General features: G+C 68.8%; 22 protein-coding genes. 16 read left to right on the top strand and 6 right to left on the bottom strand.

The annotated features are described in order from the left end of the window. Nucleotides 1-18: 18 nt before the first annotated feature. The 4 genes from AC3WVS_RS25270 to gatC form a co-directional block, all read right to left on the bottom strand. Nucleotides 19-1,101 (bottom strand): dienelactone hydrolase family protein, encoded by a 1,083-nt coding sequence (locus tag AC3WVS_RS25270; RefSeq protein ID WP_492320798.1) that lies wholly within the window; start codon nucleotides 1,099-1,101, stop codon nucleotides 19-21. A gap of 17 nt (nucleotides 1,102-1,118) precedes the next feature. Further along, nucleotides 1,119-1,595 carry a hypothetical protein gene (locus AC3WVS_RS25265; protein WP_035827481.1) on the bottom strand — a complete coding sequence of 159 codons (477 nt, stop codon included), beginning with the start codon at nucleotides 1,593-1,595 and terminating at the stop codon, nucleotides 1,119-1,121. After that, nucleotides 1,592-3,097: an Asp-tRNA(Asn)/Glu-tRNA(Gln) amidotransferase subunit GatA gene (gatA, locus tag AC3WVS_RS25260; RefSeq protein WP_492320797.1), complete on the bottom strand. Its 1,506-nt coding sequence runs from the start codon at nucleotides 3,095-3,097 to the stop codon at nucleotides 1,592-1,594. The genes AC3WVS_RS25265 and gatA overlap by 4 nt, the downstream gene beginning before the upstream one ends. A 91-nt stretch (nucleotides 3,098-3,188) precedes the next feature. Then, on the bottom strand, nucleotides 3,189-3,488 hold the full coding sequence (gatC, locus tag AC3WVS_RS25255; protein WP_035819367.1) for an Asp-tRNA(Asn)/Glu-tRNA(Gln) amidotransferase subunit GatC: 300 nt from the start codon (nucleotides 3,486-3,488) through the stop codon (nucleotides 3,189-3,191). A 601-nt stretch (nucleotides 3,489-4,089) separates the two neighbouring features. Between gatC and AC3WVS_RS25250 the strand changes: the two genes are divergently transcribed. The 7 genes from AC3WVS_RS25250 (at nucleotide 4,090) to AC3WVS_RS25220 (ending at nucleotide 12,261) form a co-directional block, all read left to right on the top strand. Continuing rightward, on the top strand, nucleotides 4,090-5,133 hold the full coding sequence (locus AC3WVS_RS25250; protein ID WP_008648066.1) for a rod shape-determining protein: 1,044 nt from the start codon (nucleotides 4,090-4,092) through the stop codon (nucleotides 5,131-5,133). A gap of 196 nt (nucleotides 5,134-5,329) precedes the next feature. Further along, nucleotides 5,330-6,295, top strand: a complete 966-nt coding sequence (gene mreC / locus AC3WVS_RS25245; RefSeq protein ID WP_010811480.1) for a rod shape-determining protein MreC — start codon at nucleotides 5,330-5,332, stop codon at nucleotides 6,293-6,295. Then, on the top strand, nucleotides 6,292-6,804 hold the full coding sequence (mreD, locus tag AC3WVS_RS25240; RefSeq protein WP_114136035.1) for a rod shape-determining protein MreD: 513 nt from the start codon (nucleotides 6,292-6,294) through the stop codon (nucleotides 6,802-6,804). Before mreC ends, mreD begins: the two co-directional genes overlap by 4 nt. Nucleotides 6,805-6,857: 53 nt before the next feature. Further along, on the top strand, nucleotides 6,858-9,164 hold the full coding sequence (gene mrdA / locus AC3WVS_RS25235; RefSeq protein WP_492320796.1) for a penicillin-binding protein 2: 2,307 nt from the start codon (nucleotides 6,858-6,860) through the stop codon (nucleotides 9,162-9,164). A gap of 11 nt (nucleotides 9,165-9,175) precedes the next feature. Further along, on the top strand, nucleotides 9,176-10,318 hold the full coding sequence (gene rodA / locus AC3WVS_RS25230) for a rod shape-determining protein RodA (RefSeq protein ID WP_492320795.1): 1,143 nt from the start codon (nucleotides 9,176-9,178) through the stop codon (nucleotides 10,316-10,318). Between the two features lie 151 nt (nucleotides 10,319-10,469). Beyond that, nucleotides 10,470-11,156, top strand: a complete 687-nt coding sequence (locus AC3WVS_RS25225; RefSeq protein WP_010811484.1) for a DUF484 family protein — start codon at nucleotides 10,470-10,472, stop codon at nucleotides 11,154-11,156. 25 nt (nucleotides 11,157-11,181) lie between these two features. Further along, nucleotides 11,182-12,261 carry a tyrosine recombinase XerC gene (locus tag AC3WVS_RS25220; protein ID WP_492320794.1) on the top strand — a complete coding sequence of 360 codons (1,080 nt, stop codon included), beginning with the start codon at nucleotides 11,182-11,184 and terminating at the stop codon, nucleotides 12,259-12,261. A 1-nt stretch (nucleotide 12,262) separates the two neighbouring features. Here the strand turns inward: AC3WVS_RS25220 and AC3WVS_RS25215 are convergent, their stop codons facing one another. After that, nucleotides 12,263-13,219 carry a transcriptional regulator GcvA gene (locus tag AC3WVS_RS25215; protein ID WP_492320793.1) on the bottom strand — a complete coding sequence of 319 codons (957 nt, stop codon included), beginning with the start codon at nucleotides 13,217-13,219 and terminating at the stop codon, nucleotides 12,263-12,265. A gap of 248 nt (nucleotides 13,220-13,467) precedes the next feature. On the opposite strand from AC3WVS_RS25215, the gene AC3WVS_RS25210 reads away from it, so the two are divergent. The 9 genes from AC3WVS_RS25210 to pcp all read left to right on the top strand — a co-directional run bounded on the left by AC3WVS_RS25210 (nucleotide 13,468) and on the right by pcp (nucleotide 20,955). Continuing rightward, a complete protein-coding gene (locus AC3WVS_RS25210; RefSeq protein WP_492320792.1) occupies nucleotides 13,468-13,836 on the top strand; it encodes a DUF2917 domain-containing protein in 369 nt (122 codons plus the stop codon). Nucleotides 13,837-14,006: 170 nt separating this feature from the next. Continuing rightward, the gene (gene lipB, locus AC3WVS_RS25205; RefSeq protein WP_492320817.1) at nucleotides 14,007-14,762 is read left to right on the top strand and encodes a lipoyl(octanoyl) transferase LipB; all 756 of its coding nucleotides are present in this window, start codon (nucleotides 14,007-14,009) and stop codon (nucleotides 14,760-14,762) included. Between the two features lie 40 nt (nucleotides 14,763-14,802). Beyond that, the gene (lipA, locus tag AC3WVS_RS25200; protein ID WP_010811489.1) at nucleotides 14,803-15,798 is read left to right on the top strand and encodes a lipoyl synthase; all 996 of its coding nucleotides are present in this window, start codon (nucleotides 14,803-14,805) and stop codon (nucleotides 15,796-15,798) included. Between the two features lie 241 nt (nucleotides 15,799-16,039). Then, on the top strand, nucleotides 16,040-16,687 hold the full coding sequence (gene pxpB, locus AC3WVS_RS25195) for a 5-oxoprolinase subunit PxpB (RefSeq protein WP_010811490.1): 648 nt from the start codon (nucleotides 16,040-16,042) through the stop codon (nucleotides 16,685-16,687). Continuing rightward, the gene (locus tag AC3WVS_RS25190) at nucleotides 16,684-17,703 is read left to right on the top strand and encodes a 5-oxoprolinase subunit C family protein (protein WP_492320791.1); all 1,020 of its coding nucleotides are present in this window, start codon (nucleotides 16,684-16,686) and stop codon (nucleotides 17,701-17,703) included. Before pxpB ends, AC3WVS_RS25190 begins: the two co-directional genes overlap by 4 nt. Nucleotides 17,704-17,758: 55 nt before the next feature. Beyond that, on the top strand, nucleotides 17,759-18,499 hold the full coding sequence (gene pxpA, locus AC3WVS_RS25185; RefSeq protein ID WP_492320790.1) for a 5-oxoprolinase subunit PxpA: 741 nt from the start codon (nucleotides 17,759-17,761) through the stop codon (nucleotides 18,497-18,499). A gap of 100 nt (nucleotides 18,500-18,599) precedes the next feature. Next, entirely contained in the window at nucleotides 18,600-19,328 is a 729-nt protein-coding gene (locus tag AC3WVS_RS25180; RefSeq protein WP_492320789.1) for a DUF969 domain-containing protein, read from the top strand. 10 nt (nucleotides 19,329-19,338) lie between these two features. Beyond that, entirely contained in the window at nucleotides 19,339-20,289 is a 951-nt protein-coding gene (locus tag AC3WVS_RS25175) for a DUF979 domain-containing protein (RefSeq protein ID WP_492320788.1), read from the top strand. A gap of 15 nt (nucleotides 20,290-20,304) precedes the next feature. After that, nucleotides 20,305-20,955 carry a pyroglutamyl-peptidase I gene (gene pcp, locus AC3WVS_RS25170; RefSeq protein WP_492320787.1) on the top strand — a complete coding sequence of 217 codons (651 nt, stop codon included), beginning with the start codon at nucleotides 20,305-20,307 and terminating at the stop codon, nucleotides 20,953-20,955. 3 nt (nucleotides 20,956-20,958) lie between these two features. On the opposite strand, the gene AC3WVS_RS25165 is transcribed toward pcp, so the two are convergent. Further along, a complete protein-coding gene (locus tag AC3WVS_RS25165; protein WP_492320786.1) occupies nucleotides 20,959-22,209 on the bottom strand; it encodes a VanZ family protein in 1,251 nt (416 codons plus the stop codon). Between the last annotated feature and the right edge of the window lie 17 nt (nucleotides 22,210-22,226).

The raw sequence follows: 22,226 nt of genomic DNA, 5'->3' as shown, positions 1-22,226 counted from the left end.
CTGGTCTTGCCCCGGCCGTCAGGGGTCGGGGCTGGCAAGCCATGAGTCGAGCTGGGCCAGCGCGGCCACGCGGGCCACCGCATCGCCGCCGACGGTGACGCCCTGGGTCTTGCGCATGCCCGCCGGCACGTCGCGGCGCATATGCAGCTCGCTGGTGCCGTCGAAGCCGTGATAGGCGCCCGGGTAGATCTCCAGCCGGAAGCGCGCGCCCGGCTGGCGCGCCAGCACCGCGCTCTGCAGCATGGCGCAGCGGGTGGCGGGGGTCCAGTCGTCGGCGCCGCCGATCATCAGCAGCATCGGCGCGCGCAGGCGGAAGTTGTGCTGCTGCACGGCGCGCTTGCAGCCCGGGTAGAACGCCACCGCGCGCTCCACCTGGGGCGTGCCGGCTGGCCACGGGCGGCTGGCATCGACGGTGGCCAGCACCGCCTGCGCGCCGTTGGACCAGCCCAGCAGCACGATGCGCGCGGTGTCGACCGCCGGCTGCTGCGCCACCCAGCGCAGCGCGGCCAGCGCATCGGCGCGGCGCGTACGGTCGTCGATGCCGCGCGCGTCGATGGGTTCGGAGCAGATGCCGTGGGGCCTGCCGCGCGCGCTGAAGCTGTCGGGCATCAGCACGGCATAGCCGCGCTCGTTCAGCCAGTGCGCGTATTCGCGGTAGCGTTGCTGCAGCAGTCCGGAAACGTCCGCCTGGGCGGTTCCGGCGGCACCCGCCGCGCGCGCGCGCGCGGACAGCAGGCCGCCGCAGCCGTGCAACGCCACCACCACCGGCAGCGCGCGCGGGGTGGCGCCCTCGCGCGGCAGGAACCAGTAGGCGGTGAGCGCGGGCGTGGCCGCATCGCCGCGCAGCTGGACACGCTGCGCCGGCATGGGTGCCGTGGCCGCGGATCCTGGCGCGGCCCGGCTCACCGCATTCGGCGCCAGCACGCCGGCGGGCGTCAGCGGCGCCGGCTGCGCCAGCGCGGGCGCGGGCAGTTCCGGTGTATGCGCGGATGCGCCGGCCAGCCATGCGCCCAGCCCCAGTGCCACCGCGGCGCGCAGCACCGCCACCGCCGGACGGGCGGTGCGCGGCGGGCGTTGCGGGGTGGCGGGTGCGTGGGTCATGGCCGGCTTCGGTGGCTTCAGCGCGTGCGGGCGCAGGCGCCGCTGCCTGGCTCGAACATCACGGGCCAGGCTTCTTCGTAGATGCCGGGGGTGCAGCGCTGCTGGCAGTTGGCGTGCGCCAGCGTAACGCGGCGCGGGTCCTGCCAGACCATCAGCTTGCAGCCGCTGCCGTCATTGGCGCGCAGCTCGATATGCGGCTTCTTCTGGACCTGGCGGAAGTCAGCGAGGTTGAAGCTGCACGAGCCGCGCTTGCCTACCCACAGCTTCCACGACAGCTGCTGCACGCTGTTGTCCGACACGCGCAGCTGGGCGTCTTCGCGGAAGCCGTCTTCCTCGGTGCGGCGGCAGTCGCCGGCCAGGTCGATGTCGCGGCTGGCGATTGGAGCGGGCCGGCCCAGCCCGCCCGGCAGCGGGATGCAGCCGGCCACCGCCGCGGCGAGCGCGGCCGCGGCCATCAGGCGCAGGGTCAGCGAGGAGCGCGCGGTCATGTTCATGCCTTGCCGGGACGGCGCAGGTGCCAGTCGGTCGCCTGCTGGAACGCGTGCGCGGTCTGCAGCAGGCGCGCCTCGTCGAAGTAGTTGCCGATCAGCTGCAGGCCCACCGGCATGCCGGCCTCGCCGAAGCCGCACGGCACGCTCATGCCGGGCAGGCCGGCCAGGCTGGTCGACAGCGTGAAGATGTCGGCCAGGTACATCTGCACCGGGTCCGAGGTCTTCTCGCCCAGCTTCCACGCCACCGTCGGCGCCACCGGCCCCATGATCACGTCGCACTGGGCGAAGGCGCGCTGGAAGTCGTCGGCGATGATGCGGCGGATCTTCTGCGCCTGCAGGTAGTAGGCGTCGTAGTAGCCATGCGACAGCACATAGGTGCCGACCATGATGCGGCGCTTGACCTCGGCGCCGAAGCCTTCGGCGCGGCTCTTCTTGTACATGTCGAGCAGGTCGCGGTATTCGGCCGCGCGGTGGCCATAGCGCACGCCGTCAAAGCGCGACAGGTTGGACGAGGCCTCGGCCGGCGCGATCACGTAGTACACCGGGATCGACAGCTCGGTCTTGGGCAGCGTCACCTCGACCAGCGTGGCGCCCAGCTTTTCATACTCGGCCAGCGCGGCGCGCACGGCCTGCTCGACGTCGGCCGACAGGCCCTTGCCGAAGTATTCCTTCGGCAGGCCGATGCGCAGGCCGGCGAGCGGGCGCTCGGCAGTGGCGCCGGCGCGCGGCTGGCCCAGCAGGCGGGTGTAGTCCTCGTCCACGCCGCCCTGCGCGGGTGTGATGCTGGTGGAGTCCCTGGGGTCGAAGCCGGCCATGGCGTTGAGCAGCAGCGCGCAGTCTTCGGCGCTATGGGCCATCGGGCCGGCCTGGTCCAGCGACGAGGCGAAGGCGATCATGCCGTAGCGCGACACGCGGCCATAGGTCGGCTTGATCCCGGTGATGCCGGAGAACGACGACGGCTGGCGGATCGAGCCGCCGGTGTCGGTGCCGGTGGCGGCGGGGGCCAGGCCGGCGGCCACGGCCGCGGCCGAGCCGCCCGACGAGCCGCCGGGCACGCGGCTGGTGTCCCAGGGGTTGCGCACCGGGCCGAAATGCGAGTTCTCGTTGGACGAGCCCATCGCGAACTCGTCCATATTGGTCTTGCCCAGCGTGACCATGCCGGCCGCGGCCATGCGCTCGACCACGGTGGCGTCGAACGGGCTTTCATAGTTGGCCAGCATCTTCGAGCCGGCGGTGGCACGCCAGCCGCGCGTGACGAACACATCCTTGTGCGCGATCGGCACGCCGGTCAGCGGCGCGGCCTCGCCGCAGGCGCGGCGCTCGTCGGCGGCGCGCGCCTGCGCCAGGGTCCGCTCGGCATCGACGTGGATAAACGCGTTGAGCGCGGCGGCCTGCTCGATGCGGGCCAGGTACTCGCGTGCGAGTTCCTCGGCGGAGACGGAGCGCGCGGCCAGCGCATCGGCTAGCTGGCGCAGGGAGGTCACGGAATCAGCGGAAAAGGGCATGACAGTCGGTTGGCATCAGGGGTGGCGTACTGGCGGGTGGCCGGCGCCGGACAGGCATGCACGGGTGCGTCGGGTCCGGGCCGGGCGGCGGTCATTCGATGACCTTGGGCACCAGGTACAGGCCGTCTTCGGTGGCAGGCGCGGGGCGCTGGTAGTCGGCGCGGCGGTCGGATTCGGTGACCACGTCCTCGCGCAGGCGCTGGACCATGTCGCGCACGGCAGACAGCGGGTGGGCCAGCGGCTCGATGCCGGTGGTGTCGACCGCCTGCATCTGCTCGACCAGCGAGAAAAAGTTGTTCAGCTGCGCAAGCGTCTGGGCGGCCTCGTCATCGCTGGTTTCGATGCGGGCCAGGTGGGCGATGCGCTTGACGTCGGATAGAGCGAGGGCCATGGCGTGGTGGTTCGGATGCTCGGATGCGGGGGGCACGGGCTGCGCCGGCGGCTGGCTCATGGGGCGGCTGCGTCGCACGGCCCATGGCCTGACCGGGGGCGCCGGAGTGGCGCCCCGGAGTCGTCGGAATTACAGGTATTTTCAGGCTGTAAACGCCCGAAGCAGCAGGAATTATAAGGTATCATTGCGAGTTACCGACCCTTGGCAACGCTTACGCCACATGGCCGCAAGCCGGCCGCTGGCAGGCGCGCCTGCGCCTGGCATCCTCAGGCGCCCGAAGGGCGGACCTGGGTCCTCTGATTAGGCCTCTGCAGCCGGCCAGCGCATGTCGCAGTGATTCGATATGGTGCGCCGGTGCCTGCACATTTCCGCGAACTTTTCCGCGGGGTCTAATCAAAGGTTCCCGTAGGGCCGGCGCGCGCGGTGCGCCGGCGATTGCCGTTCCCATTCCATCCCGGCCCGGGCAGCCCCGTGCCGGACGGCGGGCGGACCGGGAAGCCGGGAACCATTCCGTATTCAACACAACGTATTTCGTGGCCGGGCCGTTCGCGGTGCCGGCCGCTTCGCCTACCCGCGAACACCACCACAGACAGGATTCCTGATGTTCGGATTTCTCCGCAGCTACTTCTCCAACGACCTGGCGATCGACCTCGGCACCGCCAACACGCTGATCTACATGCGCGACAAGGGCATCGTGCTGGACGAGCCCTCGGTCGTCGCGATCCGCCAGGAAGGCGGCCCCAACGCCAAGAAGACCATCACGGCGGTGGGCAAGGAAGCCAAGCAGATGCTGGGCAAGGTGCCGGGCAATATCGAAGCGATCCGCCCGATGAAGGACGGCGTGATTGCCGACTTCACCGTGACCGAGCAGATGCTCAAGCAATTCATCAAGATGGTGCACGACAGCAAGCTGCTGCGCCCGAGCCCGCGCATCATCATCTGCGTGCCGTGCGGCTCGACCCAGGTCGAGCGCCGCGCCATCCGCGAATCGGCGCTGGGCGCCGGTGCCAGCCAGGTCTACCTGATCGAGGAGCCGATGTCGGCCGCGATCGGCGCCGGCCTGCCGGTGTCCGAGCCGTCGGGCTCGATGGTGGTGGATATCGGCGGCGGCACCACCGAGGTGGGCATCATCTCGCTGGGCGGCATGGTCTACAAGGGTTCGGTGCGCGTGGGCGGCGACAAGTTCGACGAGGCCATCGTCAACTACATCCGCCGCAACTACGGCATGCTGATCGGCGAACAGACCGCTGAAGCGATCAAGAAGGAAATCGGCTCGGCCTTCCCGGGCTCCGAAGTCCGCGAGATGGAAGTCAAGGGCCGCAACCTGTCCGAAGGCATCCCGCGCGCCTTCACCGTGTCGTCCAATGAAATCCTCGAAGCCCTGACCGATCCGCTGAACCAGATCGTGTCGGCGGTGAAGATCGCACTGGAACAGACCCCGCCCGAACTGGGCGCCGACATCGCCGAACGCGGCATGATGCTGACCGGCGGCGGTGCGCTGCTGCGCGACCTGGACCGCCTGCTGGCGGAAGAAACCGGCCTGCCGGTGCTGGTGGCCGAAGACCCGCTGACCTGCGTGGTGCGCGGCTCCGGCATGGCACTGGAACGCATGGACAAGCTCGGCAGCATCTTCTCCTACGAGTAAGAAGGACGCTCACGTGGCGATGCGCGGCCTGCCGGATCCAGCGATCAGGGCGGCGTCGCGGCGCCTCATCCGCCGGGGCCAGGCCCTGGCAGTTCCCGCCGCCCGGCCTTGCCGCTCCCGTCCCCGCAAGGGACCCGGGCGCGGCACGGCGGGCGGCGGGGCGTTTCCGCGTGGGCTTCGGCCTTTGTTCGGGTAAATGGATTACTCCCCTCCGCCGCTCTTCAAGCAAGGCACCTCGGCTGTCGCCAGGCTGGTCCTGTACGTGGGTATCGCGCTGGCGCTGCTGGTGGTCGATGCCCGTTTCGACGCGCTCAGCGTGGGCCGGCAGGTTGCCGCCACCGTGCTGATGCCGGTCGAACGCCTGGTGCTGACGCCGCGCGACGCGCTGCGCACGATGTTCGACTATGCGCAGTCGTCGGCGATGCTCGCCACCGAAAACCGCGAACTGCGCCAGAACGCCGTGCAGCAGGCCCAGGCCTCGGTGCGCCAGGCGCAGCTGGAGTCCGAGAACAACCAGCTGCGCAAGCTGCTCGGGCTGGCGCAGCAGTCGGCCACGCCGGTAACGGCCGCCGAGATCCTGTATGACGCGCGCGATCCCTACACCCAGCGCATCGTGATCGACAAGGGTAGCCAGCACGGCCTGCGCGCCGGCTACCCGGTGATCGACGAGCGCGGCGTGGTGGGGCAGGTCACGCGCGTGTCGCCGTTCCAGTCCGAGGTGACGCTGCTCACCGACAAGGACCAGGCCATCCCCGTGCAGGTGGTGCGCAACGGGCTGCGCAGCGTGGCCTTCGGCGGCGCGCGCGCGGGCCAGCTGGACCTGCGCTTCATGGCCGCCGCCGCCGACCTGCAGCAGGGCGACCTGCTGGTGACCTCGGGCCTGGACGGCACCTACCCGCCGGGCCTGCCGGTGGCAAAGATCGTCCATATCGAGCGCAAGGCCGATACCGCGTTCTCGCGCGTGTACTGCGAGCCGGTGGCCGGCGTGCGAGCGCACCGCCTGCTGCTGGTGGTGCGCTACGACGCGGCCATTCCCGCGCGGGAAACGGTCGAGGCCAAGCCGGAGGCGCCGGTCAAGGGCGCCAAGTCCGCTGCGGCACGCGCTGCCGCCGATAGCGCAGCGGCTGCCAAGGCCGCGCCCGCCAAGGAGGCACCACGGTGACCAATCCCCAATACCTGCTGCGGCCGGTCAATCCCGCCTTTATCGCCTTCAGCTTCGTGCTGGCGTTCCTGTTCAACCTGATGCCCTGGGGCACCACGCTGTGGGTCCCCGACATGGTGGCGCTGGTGCTGGTGTTCTGGAACATCCACCAGCCGCGCAAGGTGGGTATGGGCGTGGCCTTCCTGCTGGGCCTGCTGATGGACGTGCACGATGCCCGGCTGCTGGGCGAGCACGCGCTGGCCTACACCCTGCTGGCCTACTTCGCCATCACCATCCACCGCCGCGTGCTGTGGTTCACCGTCTATACCCAGGCGCTGCACGTGCTGCCGCTGCTGTTCATCGTGCACGCGGTGCCGGTGCTGATCCGGCTGGCCATGGGCGCGCCGCTGCCGGGCTGGCAACTGCTGCTGGCACCGGCGATCGAGGCGCTGCTGTGGCCGCTGGCAACCAGCCTGCTGCTGGCGCCGCAGCGCCGTTCGAGCGATGTCGACGAGACCCGTCCGATCTGACGCCGCACGCACCTGACCGCACCTAAACGCTCATCCCTGGCCAACGCAGTACCATGACCGAAATCCGCAACGTCGAACTGGAAATCGGCCGCTTCCGCATCCGCGTGGCGGCCGCGGCCCTGTTCACGGTGATCTGCTTTGGCCTGCTGTTCACGCGCTTCCTGTGGCTGCAGTGGTACAAGCATGACCAGTACTCGGCCAAGGCCGAGGACAACCGCATCTCGGTGGCGCCGATCGAGCCCAACCGCGGCATCATCATGGACCGCAACGGGATCGTGCTGGCGCGCAATTATTCCGCCTACACGCTGGAGATCACGCCGTCCAAGCTGGGCGATACGCTGGACAACACCATCGAAGGCCTGTCGGCGCTGGTGGATATCCAGCCGCGCGACCGGCGCCGCTTCAAGCGGCTGATGGAAGAGTCGCGCAGCTTTGAAAGCCTGCCGATCCGCAGCCAGCTGAGCGACGAGGAAGTGGCGCGCTTCTCAGCGCAGCGCTTCCGCTTCCCGGGCGTGGATGTGCGCGCGCGGCTGTTCCGGCAGTACCCGCTGGGCGAGTCGGCTTCGCATGTGATCGGCTACCTGGGCCGCATCTCGCAGCGCGACCAGGAACGCATCGAGGCCATGGACGAGGCCAACGATGCCGACGGCGCCAAATACGATCCGCGCAAGGACGCCGACAACTACAAGGGCACCAACTACATCGGCAAGATCGGCCTGGAGCAGAGCTACGAGAGCGAGCTGCACGGCCTGACCGGCTTCGAGGAAGTGGAAGTGAGCGCGGGCGGGCGCCCCATCCGCACGCTGTCGACCTCACCCGCCACGCCTGGCAACAACCTGATCCTGTCGCTGGACATCCGCCTGCAGCAGCTGGCCGAGGCGCTCTACGGCAACCGCCGCGGCGCACTGGTGGCGATCGAGCCGTCCACCGGCGACATCCTGGCCTTTGTCTCCAAGCCGACCTACGACCCCAACCTGTTCGTCGAAGGCATCGACACCAATACCTGGAACGAGCTCAACAACTCGCCCGACAAGCCACTGCTGAACCGCCCGCTGCGCGGCACCTACCCGCCGGGCTCGACCTACAAGCCGTTCATGGCGCTGGCCGCGCTGACCACCGGCAAGCGCACCGCGGCCTGGGGCATGTCCGACCCCGGCTTCTTCACGCTGGGCAACCATACCTTCCGCGACGACAAGCCGGGCGGCCATGGCTGGGTCGACATGCACAGCTCGATCGTGCACTCGTGCGACACCTACTACTACGCGCTGGCGCGCGACATGGGCGTCAACGGCATCCATGACTTCATGAAGCCGCTGGGCTTCGGCCAGATCACGGGCATCGACATCGAGGGCGAAAGCCGCGGCATCCTGCCGTCCACCGACTGGAAGCGCCGCGCCTACCGCAAGCCCGAGCAGCAGAGGTGGTACGACGGCGAGACCATCTCGCTGGGCATCGGCCAGGGCTACAACAGCTTCACCATCCTGCAGCTGGCGCAGGCCACCTCGGTCATCGTCAACGACGGCAAGGTGATGAAACCCCACCTGGTCAAGGCCGTGGAGGACGCGGTCACGCGCAAGCGCACGCTGACCGTGCCCAAGGAAAGCTACACGATCCCGCTCAAGCAGGCCGACATCAACGTGATCAAGCGCGCCATGGTGGCGGTGACGCATTCCGGCACGGCCGCGCGCGTGTTCGCCGGCGCCGCCTATGAATCGGCGGGCAAGACCGGCACGGCGCAGACCTACAGCCTGGCCAAGGGCGAGAAGTACAACCACCATGCGCTCGAAGAGCGCAAGCGCGACCACTCGCTGTACACGGCCTTCGCGCCCGCGGACAACCCCAGGATCGCGATTGCGCTGATCGTCGAGAACGCCGGCTTCGGCGCGGCGGTGGCCGCGCCGATCGCGCGCAAGGTGATGGATTACTACCTGACCGGCAAATGGCCGGCGGAGCTGGAGGCGATCGCGCCGCCGGAAGCCGAGCGCATGGCGGGCCGCCCGCCGGTGGCTACGCCGAGCGTGTTCACCACCGGCCAGACCGCCAGCATTGCCAGCGCCACGGTGATGTCTAGCGGCAGCGCACCGGCCAGCGGCGCGGCCGCCAGCGCGGTCGCCGCGGCGTCGGGCGCGCGTGCCGGGGCGTCTGACGCGATCGCGGCGGCGCTGGACCCGGCCGCGATCGCACCGGCCTCGGCCGTGCAGACGCTGGATGAACGCATGCTGCAGGCGCTGGGCCACAGCAAGCCGAAGGTGCCGCCGCCGGCTTCCGCGCCGGTCGTGCCGGCCAAGGCGCCCGCGCCCAAACCACGCGTCAAGCCCGTGGCTGCCAAGGCAGCCAGCGGTGCCGACGCCACTCGCTGAAGGAGACGCGCATGGATCGACGCCGCGTCCTGTCCCTGATCAAGACCGCGCTGACCGGTTTTGACAAACCACTCTCGCTGATCGTCTTCCTGCTGTTCGCCACCGGCATCGTGGCGCTGTACTCGGCCGCCATTGACATGCCGGGCCGGGTCGAGGACCAGCTGCGCAATATCCTGCTGTCTTATGTGGTGATGATCGTGATCGCCTACCTGCCCACGCAGACGCTGATGCGGGTGGCGGTGCCGATCTACACGGTCGGGGTGGCGCTGCTGATCGCGGTGGCCATGTTCGGCCTGATCCGCAAGGGCGCGCGCCGCTGGCTCTATGTCGGCATGGTGATCCAGCCGTCCGAGATCATGAAGATCTCGATGCCGCTGATGCTGGCCTGGTATTTCCAGAAGCGCGAGGGCGTGATCAGGTGGTTCGACTTCGTGGTGGCGCTGGGGCTGCTGCTGATCCCGGTCGGCCTGATCGCCAAGCAGCCTGACCTGGGCACGGCACTGCTGGTGATGGCCGCGGGCGTGTACGTGATCTACTTCGCCGGCCTGTCGTGGCGGCTGATCCTGCCGCTGCTGGGGCTGCTGGTGGTAGCGATCACGCTGCTGATCACGTTCCAGAACGATATGTGCGCGCCGGGCGTGAACTGGCCGGTGCTGCACGACTACCAGCAGCACCGCGTCTGCACGCTGCTGGACCCCACCAGCGATCCGCTCGGCAAGGGCTTCCACACGATCCAGTCGATCATTGCCATCGGCTCCGGCGGGGTCGAAGGCAAGGGCTGGCTCAAGGGCACGCAGACGCACCTGGAATTCATCCCGGAAAAGCACACCGACTTTATCTTCGCGGTGTACTCGGAAGAGTTCGGCCTGATCGGCAATGCGGTGCTGCTGGTGCTGTACCTGCTGCTGATCTTCCGCGGCCTGTTTATCGCGGCCAATGCGCCGACGCTGTTCTCGCGGCTGCTGGCGGGATCGATCACGCTGATCTTCTTCACCTATGCCTTCGTCAACATGGGCATGGTCAGCGGCATCCTGCCAGTGGTGGGCGTGCCGCTGCCGCTGATGAGCTATGGCGGCACCGCGCTGGTGACGCTGGGCGCGGGCATCGGCATTCTGATGAGCATTTCGCGGCAGAAGCGGCTGATCCAGACCTAGTGTCCTGTTCTGCAAATACCTTGCCATGAAATTTTGGCAAGTTACTTGCGGAACAGGACACTAGCGCAGCCTGTAAAAAGGGGGCCGCGGCTGTGCCGCCGGTCCCCTTTGCTAAACTGCCACCCACTTTACCTCTACCGGTCCACGCCCCATGAACGCCCAAGACGTTGCCGCCTACCTGCAGAGCCACCCCGAATTCTTCGAAGAACACGCCGAGCTGCTGGCCGCGGTGCAGCTGACCAGCCCGCACAGCCACCGCGCCGTGTCGCTGCAGGAACGCCAGATGGAAATCCTGCGCGAGAAGAACAAGGGCCTGGAGCTGCGCCTGGCGGACCTGGTCCGCCACGGCCATGACAACGACCGCACCCAGCAGCGCATGCATGCCTGGCAGCTGCGCCTGCTGGCCGAGGCCGATTCGCACGCGCTGCCCTATGCGGTGCAGGACGGCCTGCAGCAGGTGTTCGATGTGCCGGCGGTGGCGCTCAGGCTGTGGGATGTGGCCGAGCAATACGTCCATATGGAAGTGGCGCAGGGCGCCAGCGAAGACCTGCGCATCTTTGCCGAAGGCCTGCGTGCGCCGTACTGCGGCAGCAACGGCGGCTTCGAGGCCGCGGGGCTGCTGGAGCGCGACGATATCACCTCGCTGGCGATGGTGACGCTGCGCGTGCCGGTGCGTGCCGGCGATGCCGAGGCCGGTGCCGACGTGCGCGGCGCAGCCTTTGGCCTGCTGGTGCTGGGCTCGCCCGATCCGCGCCGTTTCCACGAAGGCATGGGCACCGCCTACCTGTCGCAGATCGGCGAAGTCGCCGGCGCCGCGCTGCACCGGCTGCGCGACTGAGGCGCGGCGACCCACGCCTGACGCCATGACTGCACGCCGGCCGCCCCGCAGCGTGGTTGCGGATATCGCTCCTGCCAGCGACGGCCCGCCGCCGGCACCCGAGCCGCTGGTCACACGCTACCTGGACTGGCTGCGCGGCAGCCGCAAGCTGGCCGAGCACACGCTGACCAGCTACAGCCGCGACCTGCGCGTGCTGCAGGGGCACGCGGCGCGTTATGCGCCCGGCGTGGCCCTGCTGGCACTGCAGACCCACCATATCCGCAACTTTGCCGCGCGGCTGCATGGCGCCGGGCTGGTCGGCACCAGCATCGCGCGCACCTTGTCGGCCTGGCGCGGCTTCTTCCAGTGGGCGGCGCGCCACGGCCATGGCGTCACGGTGAACCCGGTCGACGGCGTGCGCGCGCCGCGCTCTGGCCACGCGCTGCCCAAGGCCCTGTCGGTCGAACATGCGGTGGCACTGGTCGCGCATCCTGCCGGCACGGATGCCCAGGCACTGCGCGACCATGCGGTCCATGAGCTGTTCTATTCAAGCGGGCTGCGGCTGTCCGAGCTGGTGCAGCTGGACCTGCGCTATGCCGATGCCGACGGCTACCGCTCCAGCGGCTGGCTCGACCTGGCCGGGGCGGAAGTCACCGTGACCGGCAAGGGTTCGCGCCAGCGCTCGGTGCCGGTCGGCAGCAAGGCCATCGAGGCGCTGCGCGCCTGGCTGGCGGTGCGCGACACGATGCTGCGCCCCGGCGCCTTGCCGGAAGATGCCCACGCCCTGTTCCTCGGTCCGCGCGGGCGGCGCCTGTCGATGCGCACCGTGCAGTTGCGGCTCAAGCAGCAGGCGCTGCGCGCCGGCGTGCCGGCCGATGTGCATCCGCATATGCTGCGGCATTCGTTTGCCACCCACGTGCTGCAGTCGTCGGGCGACCTGCGCGCGGTGCAGGAGATGCTGGGCCATGCCAGCATCTCGACCACGCAGGTCTATACCGCGCTCGATTTCCAGCATCTGGCGAAGGTCTACGACAAGGCCCATCCGCGGGCCGGCCGGGCGCGCGCCACGCCGGCGGCGGACGCAGCCGCCGATCCTGCTGACTCCGGCGAAGCGCCGGAAGACTAGTTCACTCCCACTGCGCCAGCACCTCACGGAAGCGCTCGATCTCGGGCAGCAGCCAGCCGCGGAATGCCTGCACCTTGGGCAGGTTCAATGAGCCCGGCGCGCATACGAAGTACAGCAGCCATGGACAGGGGATGCTGACATCGAACAGCCGCACCACGCGCCCGGCCAGCAGGTCGTTGTAGGCCAGCGAGGAGCGGATCAGCGCAATGCCCTGGCCTTCGGACGCGGCCTGCAGCAGCAGCGAGGAATCTTCCAGCAGCAGGCCCTTGCGCGGCTCGGGCCAGCCCAGCCCGGCGGCCTCGAACCACGGCTTCCACGGATCGCCCTCGCCGCGCAGCAGCGGCAGCCCCGCCATGTCCTGCGGCCGCCCGGGCAGGCGGCCGCCATTGAAGCCGGGGCTGCAGACCGGGAAGAAGACATCGTCCAGCAGCCGTTCCACGTACAGGCCGGGATAGTCGCCGCTGCCCATGCGCAGCGCGATATCGACTTCCTCGTGCGCAAAGTTGACCAGCGTGTTCGACGACAGCAGCTCGACATCCAGCTCCGGGTGGCGCTCGATAAAGCTGCCGATGCGCGGCGTCAGCCAGCGCGCGGCAAACGACGGCATGGTGCTGATGGTGAGGCGCTTGTCGCGGTTGCCGGCCTGCAGCGCGCGCGTGGCATCGGCGATCTGCAGCAGCGCGTCACGCACGCGCTCGGCATAGAGGCGCCCCGACGGCGTCAGCGCGACGCGCTTGCCGTGGCGCTCGAACAGCGGCATGCCCAGTTCGTCTTCCAGTGCGCGGATCTGGTGGCTGACCGCGCCGTGCGTGACAAACAGCTCCGTGGCCGCGCGCGAAAAGCTCTCGTGCCGCGCCGCGGCCTCGAAGGCGCGCAGCGCGGTCAGCGCCGGCAGGCGCGGCAGCTCGCGGTGCCAGCCGCGCGGCAGGTCCTTTTCCCAGGCGCTTTTCCAGGCCATGGTGGTCTCCAGGCGGTCGTGTGTATGTGAGTTTGTCTAACAAGAACAAAGAAAATATATCGTTTTGATAGTGGTCGGGCAATCACTAATATTCCATCACCGGCCCCCGCAGTAGTCATTTACTTCACGGCGATATTCATAGGATTTAACTGGCCTGGTCCCCTTGCCGGGCCAGTTCCGGTGCCCCGTCGCGAATTCGTACTGTGTCTGGCGTATCCCCGCCGAGGCCGGCTGAACGGAGAACCACCATGAAAACCGTGCTCACAACGACCGTGTTCACCCTGAATCCTGGCGAAGTCACCACGCTGTCGGTGCATGCTGCCCAGCGCCTGCATGTCGAAGAGGCCCGCGGCACCGACGTATGGCTGACCCGCGAGAACGATTCGGAGGACTACTGGCTGCGTTGTGGCGGCAGCCTGCTGCTGCGCTCCGGTGACGAGGTGGTGCTGAGCGTTGACCCGCGTGCGCCGCAACCAGTGCGCCTCGCCCTGATCGCGGAAGCGCGTCGTCCGGCGCTGGCGCTGGCTGATGTGCCGCACCTGGTGTATCGCAGCCTGCGCCGTCTGGTTCGAGGCACCGAATGGACGCCTAACCAGGACCAGGTCACCGCATCCTGAGCCGAAGCCCGGCGGGGCATCGTCCGCATCACACCGCGGACGCGGGCATCTGCGCCTGGTCTGGTCGCGTGACGCATCGGACGATTCCCGCCGGACCACGCCCTGAGCGGGCAGCAGAAGTGACCGAGGCGGGGCCGGCGCAAGCCGGCCCTTTTCGTTACACTCTCGCCATGCATCCGATTCAAGTCATCGAACGCGGCCGCGAGGACTATCAGCCGTGTTTCGACGCGATGCGCGCCTTCACCGCCGCACGCACGCCCGAGACGCCCGACCAGGTCTGGCTGGTCGAGCATCCGCCGGTCTACACCCTGGGCCAGGCGGGCGACCCCGCGCACCTGCTCGCCCCGGACGACCAGATTCCCGTCGTGCAGATCGATCGTGGCGGGCAGATCACATATCACGGTCCCGGCCAGGTCGTGGCCTATTTGCTGCTCGATCTGCGCCGCCGCCGCCTGATGGTGCGCGAACTCGTGCACGGCATCGAGCAGGCGGTGCTGGACACGCTCGCGGCGTATAATCTCGCAGCCGAACGCAAGCCCGGCGCCCCCGGCATCTATTTGTCCAACGGGCCGCGCCAGGGCGCCAAGATTGCCGCGCTCGGCCTCAAGATCCGCAACGGCTGCAGCTACCACGGCGTCAGCCTCAACGTGCAGATGGACCTGTCGCCGTTCCTGCGCATCAATCCCTGCGGCTATGCCGGGCTGGAAACAGTCGACATGGCCAGCGCGGGCGCCACCTTCGCGGCGGCGGATGCCAACGGCGCCCCCTTGCCCGTGACCGCGGCACAACAACCGGAAATCGCACAGCGCCTGGCGGCAGCATTGTGCGAGGTGCTGGCAGCGCACGAAGCCCGTGCGCTGGCTGCCGAAGGAACTGCCGCCCCGGCTGAAGCGAAGCAGCCGGGTGAGACGGCCCCGGCCTCCTAGTCAAAAGCGAAATGCACGCTGAGCGCGTGCGGAGAAATGTATGAGCGACGCCCTGATCGCCACTTCCAGCGAAGCCCCGCAGTCCCCCGCGGAGCAGTATGACCCGACCCGCAAGCAGAAGTCGGCCGACAAGACCGCACGCATCCCCATCAAGATCGTGCCGGCCGAAAAGCTCAAGAAGCCGGACTGGATCCGCGTCAAGGCCGCCACTGGCAGCTCACGCTTCTACGAGATCAAGGACATCCTGCGTGCCAACAACCTGGTGACGGTGTGCGAGGAAGCGAGCTGCCCCAACATCGGTGAATGCTTTGGCAAGGGCACCGCCACCTTCATGATCATGGGCGACAAGTGCACGCGCCGCTGCCCGTTCTGCGACGTCGGCCACGGCCGTCCCGATCCGCTCGACGTGAACGAGCCGGGCAACCTGGCCCGCACCATCGCCCAGCTCAAGCTGAACTACGTGGTGATCACCAGCGTCGACCGCGACGACCTGCGCGACGGCGGCGCCCAGCACTATGTCGACTGCATCTCGCAGACGCGCGAGCTGTCGCCCGCCACCCGCATCGAAGTGCTGGTGCCCGACTTCCGCGGCCGCCTGGACAAGGCGCTGGACATCCTGCAGGCGTGCCCCCCGGACGTGATGAACCACAACATGGAAACCGTGCCGCGCCTGTACAAGCAGGCCCGCCCGGGCGCGGACTATGAGCACTCGCTCAAGCTGCTGCAGGAATTCAAGCGCCGCAACCCCAACGTGCCGACCAAGTCCGGCCTGATGGTGGGCCTGGGCGAGACCGACGAGGAAATCCTCGAAGTCATGCGCGACATGCGCGCCCACGATATCGACATGCTGACCATCGGCCAGTACCTGGCGCCGTCGAACCACCACCTGCCGGTGCTGCGCTACGTCCATCCCGACACCTTCAAGATGTTCGAGGAAGAGGCTTACAAGATGGGCTTCACCCACGCTGCGGTGGGGGCGATGGTGCGCAGTTCGTACCATGCTGACCAGCAGGCGCATCAGGCGGGGTTTGCCTGAACGACAGCGTTGCACACTGATCGAGCAGAGACGGCCGGGATTTCCCGGCCGTTTTTCTTTGGTGCCCGGCCATGGTGCAGCCGGTCGCAGTGGCCCTTGCGCCCCTAGGGTCAATCCTGACTGTTTCTCCTCGTCTCATTTCGATATGATGAATTCATCGATAAATTATCGATGAAATACAAGCACGTCACATTCCGGCTTGCCTGCCTAAACTGGTAGCAAGTGCGCTACCGGGAATCTCATGAACTGCACCGTCCACCGACTCGCCGAGCAGGCGCTGCTGTACAGCGTGGCTCCCCCCGCCTCGCTGGAAGTCCAGCGCCGGATCTGGGCGATGGCTGCCCGGGCCGAGGACTGGCGCGGGGTGGTGGACGTGGTGCCGGGCATGAACAACCTGACCGTGATCTTCGACGGCAGCGCCGATGTGGACGCGCTGGAGCGCAACCTGAAGCTCGCCTGGGCCTCCGGCGAGGCGCGCAATGCCACCGGCAAGCTGGTGGAGATCCCGGTGCGCTACGGCGGTGAGCATGGCCCGGACCTGGGCGATGTGGCGGCCCATACCGGGCTGACGCCGCGGGAAGTGGTGCGCCGCCACGCTGCCGGCGAGTACGTCGTCTACTTCCTGGGCTTCCAGCCGGGATTTGCCTATATGGGCGGGCTGGCGCCGGAGCTGGCCACGCCGCGCCGGCGTGAGCCGCGGGTGGCGGTGCCGGCCGGGTCGGTCGGCATTGGCGGCGAGCAGACCGGGATCTATCCGGCGGTGCTGCCGGGCGGCTGGCAGCTGATCGGGCGCACCGATGCCGAGCTCTTCGTGGCGGACCGGGATCCGCCGTCGCTGTTTGCGCCCGGCGATACCGTGCGCTTTGTTGCCGAGGAAATCATCGCGTGATCGAAATCATTCGTCCCGGTGCGCTCGCCTCGGTGCAGGACCTGGGCCGTACCGGCTTTCGCCGTTTTGGCGTGGGCCGTTGCGGGGCCATGGACATGCTGGCGGTGGAGGTGGGCAACCGCCTGCTCGGCAATGCGCCGGGCTGTGCCGCCATTGAATTCACGCTGGGCCGCGCCGCGCTGCGCTTCCATGCCGATATGCGCGTGGCGCTGGCCGGTGCCGAATGCGGCGCCAACCTGGACGGCGTGCCGGTGTGGTCGTGGCATGCCTTTGACGTGCACAAGGGCGAGACGCTGACGCTGCCGTCGACGCGCGGCGGCACGCGCGTGTACCTGTGCGTGGCGGGCGGCATCGAGGTCGAGCCGGTGATGGGCTCGCGCAGCACCGACCTGAAGTCAGGCTTTGGCGGGCTGGGCGGGCGCGCGCTGCAGGAAGGCGACCGCCTGGCGGCGGGGCGCCCGGGGCTGGCGGCCGAGACCGACTGGATCGGCGTGCAGGCGCCGGCGTGGGCGCTGCCCGCCAGCATCGCGGGCAAGGCCACGCCGGTCCGGATGCTGCCGGGGCCTGAATATGAAGACTTCGACGCGGCCTCGCAGGCCGCGCTGTGGCAGGCCGACTGGACCGTCACGCCCAACAGCAACCGCATGGGGCTGCGCCTGAACGGGCCCGCGCTGGCGCGGCGCGCCGAGCGCAGCGCCGACCTGCTCTCGCATGGCGTGGTGCCGGGCGTGATGCAGGTGCCGCCGGGCGGCCAGCCGATCGCGCTGATGGCCGATGCGCAGACCACCGGCGGCTATCCCAAGATCGGCGTGGTGATCGGCGCGGACCTGTGGCGGCTGGCGCAGGTGCCGCTGGGTGCGCCGGTGCGTTTCGTGCAGGTGACGCTGGCGCAGGCAGAGGCGGCGCAGGCCGAGCTGGAGCGCTACCTGCGCCAGATCGACCAGGCGCTGCGGTGGCAGGGCGATGGCATGCCCATCGCCGCGCGGCGGCGCGCACGCACGCGCGTGGCGGCATAGGCGCGCACGCGCAACATCAATCGGGCGACGCAGTGCGCCGCACAGGAGAATGGCAATGCAGATCGATTTGAACGCTGACCTTGGCGAAGGCTGTGCCAACGACGAGGCGCTGCTGGCGCTGATCAGTTCGGCCAATATCGCATGCGGCTGGCACGCGGGCGACGCGGCCACCATGCTGCAGACGGTGAAGTGGGCGCTGGAGCGCGGCGTGGCGATCGGGGCGCACCCGAGCTACCCGGACCGCGAGAACTTCGGCCGCACCGAGATGCAGCGCGACCCGGAACACGTCTACGCCGACGTGCTGTACCAGATCGGCGCGCTCGACGCGATCGTGCGCGCGCAGGGCGGCGAGCTGCATCACGTCAAGCCGCATGGCGCGCTGTACAACCAGGCCGTGCGCGACCCCGCGCTGGCCCGCGCCATCGTGCGCGCGGTGCGCGACTTCGATGCCGACCTGGTGTTCTTCGGCCTGGCCGGCAGCCAGATGATCGATATCGCCAAAGAGGCCGGCCTGCGCGTCAAGCAGGAGGTCTTTGCCGACCGCGGCTACAACCCCGACGGCACGCTGGTCAAGCGCGGCACGCCGGGCGCGCTGCATGAGGACGAGGAAGTCGCCCTGAACCAGACCCTGACCATGGTGCGCGAGAAACGCGTGCGCGCCATCGACGGCACCTGGGTACCGATTCAAGCCGAAACCGTGTGTCTGCACGGCGACGGCGCCCACGCGCTGGCCTTTGCGCGGCGCATCCGGGAACGGCTGGGCGCGGAAGGCATCGCGGTCCGCGCCGGCGACTGAGCACTCCGTCTCAACCGCCAGCATCCACTGCGGCCGGCGCCGTCGTGCGCTGACACGGCTGCCGTCCGCTCGCCTCCGTCACATTCGTTTGGTGTCTCTTATGGAACAGGCAGTCAATCTCTGGCCCCTTGTCGGGGTCGGCGTCATCATCATCGGCTTCGTGCTGCGCTTCAATCCCATGCTGGTGGTGGTGCTCGCCGCGCTGGCCACGGGGCTGGCCGCGCCGATGCCGCTGATGCAGATCTTCTCGGCGATCGGCACCGCCTTCGTCAAGGCGCGCAACCTGCCGCTGATCATCCTGCTGCCGCTGGCCGTGATCGGCCTGCTGGAGCGGCACGGGCTGCGCGAGCATGCGCAGGCATGGATCGCGCGCATTGCCTCGGCCACGGTTGGCCGCCTGCTGATCGTCTACCTGGGCGTGCGCGAGCTGACCGCCGCGATCGGCCTGACCAGCCTGGGCGGGCACCCGCAGATGGTGCGCCCGCTGCTGGCGCCGATGGCCGAGGGTGCGGCCGAGAACCGCTTCGGCCACCTGCCCGAGCCGGTGCGCCAGCGCGTGCTGGCGTTCTGCGCCGCCACCGACAATGTCGGCCTGTTCTTTGGCGAGGACATCTTCGTGGCCTTCGGCGCGATCGCGCTGATGCATACCTTCCTGCTGTCGTCGAACATCGACGTGGAGCCGCTGCATATTGCCGTGTGGGGCATCCCCACGGCGATCTGCGCCTTCCTGATCCACGCCGTGCGCCTGAAGCGCCTGGACCGCTGGCTCGAGCGCGAACTGGGCGGCAAGGCCGCCGCGGCCGCCGTGCCTGCCAAGAGCGCGGAGTAAGGAGCCCGCCATGATCGTTTCCATCGAATATCTCTACTGGCTCGCCGGCCTGGTGCTGGCGATCACCGCGCTGATGACCTTCGCCGACCGCGAGCATCCGCGCCGCCTCAGCACCGGCCTGTTCTGGCTGCTGTACGCGATCGTGTTCCTGATTGGCGACCGGCTGCCGCCGGCCGCGGTCGGCATCGGCGCGGTGGTGATGGCGCTGATTGCGGGCTTCGGCGGCGTCGGCCACGGCAAGCACCACAGCCTGCCCGAGGAAGAACGCCGCGCCAGTGCGCGCCGCCTGGGCAACAAGCTGTTCATCCCGGCGCTGCTGATCCCGCTGGTGACGGTGATCGGCACCATGCTGTTCAAGGACGTCAAGATCGCCGGCCTGCCGCTGCTCGATCCCAAGAACGTGACCTTTGTCTCGCTCGGGATCGGCTGCCTGATCTCGCTGGCGGTGGTGTGCTGGCTCACGCGCGACACCGTGGCGCAGGGCCTGCGCGAGTCGCGCCGGCTGACCGAGTCGCTGGGCTGGGCGCTGGTGCTGCCGCAGATGCTGGCGATGCTGGGCCTGGTGTTCGCCGACGCGGGCGTGGGCAAGGCCGTGGCGCACCTGTCCACCGCCTATATCAACATGGACTACAAGCTGGTGGCGGTGGCGGTCTATTGCGTCGGCATGGCGCTGTTCACCGTGATCATGGGCAACGGCTTCGCGGCCTTCCCGGTGATGACCGGCGGCGTGGGCGTGCCGATCCTGGTCGGCATGTTCGGCGGCAACCCGGCGGTGATGGCGGCGATCGGCATGTTCTCGGGCTATTGCGGCACGCTGATGACGCCGATGGCGGCCAACTTCAATATCGTGCCGGCGGCGCTGCTGGAACTCGACGACAAGAACGCCGTGATCCGCGCGCAGGTGCCGACCGCGCTGGCGATCCTGGTGGCCAATATCGCGCTGCTGTACTTCCTGATGTAACCGCGGAGCCCTGCCATGCGTACTGTGCTGCTGACCGGCTTCGAGCCGTTCGAGAATGAACCGATCAATCCCTCATGGGAGGCCGTGCGCGCGCTCGACGGCGAGCGCGTGGGCGACGCGGTGATCGTGGCGCGGCAGCTGCCGTGCGTGTTCGGCGCGGCGATCGATACCATCGGCGAGCTGGTCGACGTGCTGGGGCCCGCGCTGGTGATTGCCGTGGGCCAGGCCGGCGGGCGCGCCGAGATGTCGGTGGAGCGCGTGGCGATCAATGTCGACGATGCGCGCATTGCCGACAACGCCGGCGCCCAGCCGATCGATACCGCCATCGTCGCGGGCGGCCCGGCCGCCTACTTTGCCACGCTGCCGATCAAGGCGATGGTGCGCGACATGCGCGCGGCGGGCGTGCCGGCCTCGGTGTCGCAGACCGCCGGCACCTTCGTCTGCAACCATGTCTTCTATGGGCTGATGCACCGGCTGGCGCAGCAGCCGGATGGCGACGTGCGCGGTGGCTTTATCCATATCCCCTACCTGCCCGAGCAGGCGGCGCGCCATCCGGGCCAGCCCAGCCTGGCGCAGGAAACGCTGGTGAAGGGATTGCGCGCGGCGGTGGCGGCGGCGCTGTCGACCCGCGCCGATGTGCGCGAGCAAGGCGGGCAACTGCATTAGTGCCTATTCCTGCGTACCGGCCGCGGCCGCCTCACGGCGCGCCGCGGCTTTTTTCATGGCATGGCGGCGCAGGCTGACCTGTTCGAAGCGCCAGGTCACATAGCAGAACGCCAGGAATGGCCACAGCCAGCCCAGCCATTGCGCCAGGCTGTTGAAGTGGATGAAGCGGCCCATGCGCCAGCCTTGCTCCGAGATCCACGCATAGGGGTTGGATGGCAGCACATTGGTCAGCACCACCAGCACGATCAGCGCCACCATTGCCAGCACCGCGCGCAGCCAGCGCGGCAGGTACAGCAGCAGCGCCAGCACCAGCGAGCTGGTCAGCAGGGCAAAGCGGCCGCCCTCGGACAGCCAGACAAAGGCGCTCTCGGACGGAAACTGCAGTTCGGCCGCGGTGGCCTTGAGCAGCAGCGCCGCGGCCAGCAGGCCGGCCAGGATGCGCAGCATCGGCGCGCTGCGGCGCATCGCGATCGAGGCGAACAGGCCGGTGCCGACCCAGCTGCTGGCGGTCACCAGCGATTCCAGCAACTGCTGGCTCTGCATGTCCTCGGGCCGCAGGCCGATATGGTCCTGCCAGGCCTCAAGCTGCGGGAACACCATCTGCAGCGCCTGCATCGGCCAGGACTCCGGGTCGGTCAGCCATTCGCGCACGATGCCGCCCATGCCGAACAGGTGTTCTTGCGGAAACACCTGCGCAAACGGCCACAGCAGCAGCAGGATGATGGCAAAGCTGGCGTGCGGCTCGAACCACGCATGGCGCAGGCGGGTCAGGCGCCCGTCGTCGATCAGGGCCCGGGTGAACGGCGCCACCACCGCGCCTCCCAGCAGCGCGCCCAGCGCATTGGTGATCAGGTCGATATTGGAAGAGATGCGGCTTGGCAGCCAGGTCTGGAAGGCCTCCATGCAGGCCGCCAGCAGCGTCCCGGCCACCAGCGCCACCAGCGTGGCGCGCCCGCCCGACATGCGCGGATGCAGCGACAGCACCACCAGCGCGCCGAACGGGAAGTACCCCAGCACATTGGTCAGCAGATCGAAGTCGGTGATGTAGCGCGGCTTGGGCGCGCTCAGGAAGGCAAACGGCGAAACGCCGTTGTCGACCCAGCCCGAGAACGGGTACAGGCTGGCGTACACGACCAGCAGCGTGAAGCAAATCAGCCCCACCCGGGCCAGCGGCGAGTGCTGCGGGCCGGAGGCTTCCGGCGTTGACTGAGCCGCCGGGGGCGGCGCGGAGGGCGGCGGGGGAGCCGGCTCCATGGCATTTCTCCTTGCGT

The organism is Cupriavidus sp. CPT47-8839-RL05A (assembly GCF_058792255.1).
The sequence above is the reverse complement of the archived record's forward strand: the minus strand, read 5'-3'. Positions and strand labels throughout refer to the sequence as shown.

Excerpts from the sequence above, each read along its gene's own strand:
- AC3WVS_RS25270 (WP_492320798.1), bottom strand. The coding sequence starts at position 1,101 with ATGACCCACGCACCCGCCACCCCGCAACGCCCGCCGCGCACCGCCCGT.
- AC3WVS_RS25265 (WP_035827481.1), bottom strand. The coding sequence starts at position 1,595 with ATGAACATGACCGCGCGCTCCTCGCTGACCCTGCGCCTGATGGCCGCG.
- gatA (WP_492320797.1), bottom strand. The coding sequence starts at position 3,097 with ATGCCCTTTTCCGCTGATTCCGTGACCTCCCTGCGCCAGCTAGCCGAT.
- gatC (WP_035819367.1), bottom strand. The coding sequence starts at position 3,488 with ATGGCCCTCGCTCTATCCGACGTCAAGCGCATCGCCCACCTGGCCCGC.
- AC3WVS_RS25250 (WP_008648066.1), top strand. The coding sequence starts at position 4,090 with ATGTTCGGATTTCTCCGCAGCTACTTCTCCAACGACCTGGCGATCGAC.
- mreC (WP_010811480.1), top strand. The coding sequence starts at position 5,330 with ATGGATTACTCCCCTCCGCCGCTCTTCAAGCAAGGCACCTCGGCTGTC.
- mrdA (WP_492320796.1), top strand. The coding sequence starts at position 6,858 with ATGACCGAAATCCGCAACGTCGAACTGGAAATCGGCCGCTTCCGCATC.
- rodA (WP_492320795.1), top strand. The coding sequence starts at position 9,176 with ATGGATCGACGCCGCGTCCTGTCCCTGATCAAGACCGCGCTGACCGGT.
- AC3WVS_RS25225 (WP_010811484.1), top strand. The coding sequence starts at position 10,470 with ATGAACGCCCAAGACGTTGCCGCCTACCTGCAGAGCCACCCCGAATTC.
- AC3WVS_RS25220 (WP_492320794.1), top strand. The coding sequence starts at position 11,182 with ATGACTGCACGCCGGCCGCCCCGCAGCGTGGTTGCGGATATCGCTCCT.
- AC3WVS_RS25215 (WP_492320793.1), bottom strand. The coding sequence starts at position 13,219 with ATGGCCTGGAAAAGCGCCTGGGAAAAGGACCTGCCGCGCGGCTGGCAC.
- AC3WVS_RS25210 (WP_492320792.1), top strand. The coding sequence starts at position 13,468 with ATGAAAACCGTGCTCACAACGACCGTGTTCACCCTGAATCCTGGCGAA.
- lipB (WP_492320817.1), top strand. The coding sequence starts at position 14,007 with ATGCATCCGATTCAAGTCATCGAACGCGGCCGCGAGGACTATCAGCCG.
- lipA (WP_010811489.1), top strand. The coding sequence starts at position 14,803 with ATGAGCGACGCCCTGATCGCCACTTCCAGCGAAGCCCCGCAGTCCCCC.
- pxpB (WP_010811490.1), top strand. The coding sequence starts at position 16,040 with ATGAACTGCACCGTCCACCGACTCGCCGAGCAGGCGCTGCTGTACAGC.
- pxpA (WP_492320790.1), top strand. The coding sequence starts at position 17,759 with ATGCAGATCGATTTGAACGCTGACCTTGGCGAAGGCTGTGCCAACGAC.
- AC3WVS_RS25180 (WP_492320789.1), top strand. The coding sequence starts at position 18,600 with ATGGAACAGGCAGTCAATCTCTGGCCCCTTGTCGGGGTCGGCGTCATC.
- AC3WVS_RS25175 (WP_492320788.1), top strand. The coding sequence starts at position 19,339 with ATGATCGTTTCCATCGAATATCTCTACTGGCTCGCCGGCCTGGTGCTG.
- pcp (WP_492320787.1), top strand. The coding sequence starts at position 20,305 with ATGCGTACTGTGCTGCTGACCGGCTTCGAGCCGTTCGAGAATGAACCG.
- AC3WVS_RS25165 (WP_492320786.1), bottom strand. The coding sequence starts at position 22,209 with ATGGAGCCGGCTCCCCCGCCGCCCTCCGCGCCGCCCCCGGCGGCTCAG.